The sequence below is a fragment of the Micromonospora sp. KC207 genome (assembly GCF_004348615.1).
In the GTDB taxonomy this organism is placed as follows: domain Bacteria; phylum Actinomycetota; class Actinomycetes; order Mycobacteriales; family Micromonosporaceae; genus Micromonospora.
On sequence record NZ_SMKJ01000499.1, the window covers coordinates 1 to 2,726 of the forward strand.

At 70.5% G+C, this 2,726-nt stretch carries 4 protein-coding genes; 3 read left to right on the plus strand and 1 reads right to left on the minus strand.

From position 1 onward, the window contains the following. Together E1258_RS31745 and E1258_RS31750 are read left to right on the plus strand one after the other, a co-directional pair. Positions 1-669: ThuA domain-containing protein (locus E1258_RS31745; RefSeq protein WP_207919900.1), on the plus strand; the 669-nt coding region annotated here is incomplete at its 5' end. Further along, positions 642-1,772 (plus strand): Gfo/Idh/MocA family protein, encoded by a 1,131-nt coding sequence (locus tag E1258_RS31750; RefSeq protein ID WP_132407558.1) that lies wholly within the window; start codon positions 642-644, stop codon positions 1,770-1,772. The genes E1258_RS31745 and E1258_RS31750, both read left to right, overlap by 28 nt. A gap of 30 nt (positions 1,773-1,802) precedes the next feature. Here the strand turns inward: E1258_RS31750 and E1258_RS31755 are convergent, their stop codons facing one another. Further along, positions 1,803-2,516, minus strand: coding sequence for a hypothetical protein (locus tag E1258_RS31755; protein WP_132407560.1), 714 nt, complete (start codon positions 2,514-2,516; stop codon positions 1,803-1,805). 36 nt (positions 2,517-2,552) lie between these two features. Between E1258_RS31755 and E1258_RS31760 the strand changes: the two genes are divergently transcribed. Further along, positions 2,553-2,726 (plus strand): PIG-L deacetylase family protein (locus tag E1258_RS31760; RefSeq protein WP_243715815.1); only part of this gene is annotated, 174 nt, incomplete at its 3' end.

Below are 2,726 nucleotides of genomic sequence, written 5' to 3' on the forward strand. Positions count from 1 at the left end.
GAGGGACACCAGCCGGTCCAGGCGACGGAGTTGTTCATCCCGTTCCTCGAACGCAACGGCTACGCGGTACGGATCGAGGAGTCGACGGAGATCTACGCCGATGCCGTCGAGATGGCCGAGACCGACCTCGTCGTGCAGTGCGTGACGATGTCGCAGATCACTTCGGAGCAGGCGGCGGGCCTCAGCGCGGCGGTCGTCGCCGGAACGGGCTTCACCGGCTGGCACGGCGGCATCGTGGACTCGTTCCGCGCGTCATCCGACTACCTGCACCTGGTGGGCGGCCAGTTCGCGACCCATCCGGGCCGGGAGCCGTGCGAGCGTAGCGGTGGGGCGGAGGACAACTTCCTGCCGCACACGATAACCATCACCGACCTCGGCCGGGAGCATCCGATCACTGCGGGGATCGCGGACATCGAGCTGGTCACCGAGCAGTACTGGGTGCTGCACGACGACCTGATCGACGTTCTGGCCACCACCACCCACCCCACCCGGGCCTGGCAGCCATGGCACCGGCCGGTCACCTCGCCGGCGATCTGGACCCGACAATGGGGTGCCGGGCGCGTTGTCGTGACGACTCCGGGGCACAGCCTTGACGTGTTGGAGCACCCGTGCGTCCGTACCGTCATCGAGAGGGGGATGATGTGGGCGACCCGCACCGCGTCGGCGTAGTAGGTCTCGGGGTCATCTCCCGCGCGTACCTGGATACGCTCGCGGACCACCCTGCGGTGAGCATCGTGGCAGTGGCCGACCTCGACGCCTCCCGGTCTGCTGCGGTCGCCGCCATGATTCCCGGTGCCGAGGCGTTGAGCGTCGAGCACCTGTTCGACCGCCCAGACGTGCAGACGGTGCTCAACCTGACGATCCCTGCGGCGCACGCCGAGATCTCACTCGGCGCGATCGACGCGGGTAAAAGCGTATACGTCGAGAAGCCGCTCGCCGTGGCGTTCCCGGACGGCCGTTCGATCATCGATCGGGCCGCATCGGCCGGCGTCCGCGTGGGGTGCGCGCCGGACACCGTCCTGGGTACGGGTACGCAGACGGCGCGGGCGGCGATCGACGGCGGGCTGATCGGGCGTCCGCTGTCCGCCTCGGCCGTCATGGTCACCCCAGGGCACGAGCGCTGGCATCCCCACCCCGACTTCTACTACGCCCCGGGCGGTGGCCCGTTGCTGGACATGGGGCCGTACTACATCTCGGCGCTCATCCACCTGCTCGGGCCGGTGCGTGCGGTGAGCGGAGCCGCCAGCCGGCTGCGCGCCGAGCGCGTCATCGGCTCGGGCCCGCGCCTGGGCCACCGGATCCCGGTGCAGGTGGACACCCACGTGACCGGCATGCTCGAGCACGCCAGCGGCGCCCTCTCCACCATCACGACGACCTTCGACGGCGTCGCGACGACGGCCGCGCCGATCGAGGTACACGGGGAGACCGGGACACTCGCCGTACCCGATCCGAACTACTTCGACGGTGAGGTCCGCCTGTTCGCGCTCGGCGGCAACGGATGGCACGTCGTCGCACCGCGGGCGGGCTACGTGGACGGTTCCCGGGGTATCGGTCTGATCGACGACGTCACCGGCGACGGTCAGCGTCCGCCGCGCGCGGGCGGCGACGTCGCGCTGCACGTGCTCGACACGATGACCACCCTGCTCCGTGCGGCAGCCGAGGGCCGGCGGATCGAGCTGACCACGGTGGTGGAGCGGCCCGAGCTCGTCCCGCTCACCCCGGTCGAGAAGTGGAAGGCACACCACGGTACCCGGAAGGTCCGTCGTTTGTGACGGGACGTTGGTCAGGCCCGCCGCGGTGGCTCAGACCAGGAAGGACTCCCGCATTCTCGCGCCCAGATTGATCGCGCTGACCACCGTTGGACCGGTCGGATCGTGAACGTCGAGGGTGTTGTTGCGGCGCATCAGCTCGCGCACCGGTGGCGGCAGCCGGGGCGGATCGTCGACGGTCGCGAGGATCTGCCCGGCGGTCGAGATCAGTCGATCGGCCAGGGCGGCGGCATCGGTGTCCACCCGCACCCGGCCGTACTCCCAGCCGGCGGTGGTGAGGTCGAGCACCTCGAACACGCGGGTCAGGAGCGGGTACGGGTCGGTCGCCCGGCCGAGCCTGGACGCCCGGCTGCCGACCACCGCGACGGCTGCGGTCAGCTGCGCGTACGGGTGCAGGCCGCTCGGCAGCGCGAACAGCGGCCACCGCAGCGCCGGTCCGGCCTCCTTCCACAGCGGCCGGTAGTTTCGGCGGTGCACCAGGAGCCGCCGCCCCGTGCGTCGGTGCACGTCGTGAGCCTGGGCCTGTAGGTCCACGTGGGCCTCGTCGGCGGTCTCGCTCACGATCCGGGCCGCCACCACCAGGCCGTCGTCGTCGTTCAGCATCCGGGTGATCGCCTCGACCTGTTCGGGAAACCGGGCCCGCGAGTCGGCGCCGTACCGGTGCCGGAGGTCCCGCAGCAGCGCCTGCTGCCGCCCCGGATCGAGTTGGACCCGTCTGCTACTCAGCAACTGCCGCAGCCAACGCATCTCGCCTCGTTTCAGCAGCCGTCCAGGACCGCGGCAATGCTAGTGGGCCGAACGTCCCCGTATTGTGGTGGGGTGGCTGAGCGATCTCTGACCTTGATGGTGGTGCACGCGCATCCCGACGACGAGGCGATCAGCACCGGCGGCATCCTCGCCCGGTACGCGGCGGAGGGGATCACGACGGTGCTCGTGACCTGCACGGACGGGGGGTGC

Bases quoted from the DNA above. Each gene is read 5' to 3' on its own strand.
- E1258_RS31755 (WP_132407560.1), bottom strand. From the start codon at position 2,516: ATGCGTTGGCTGCGGCAGTTGCTGAGTAGCAGACGGGTCCAACTCGAT.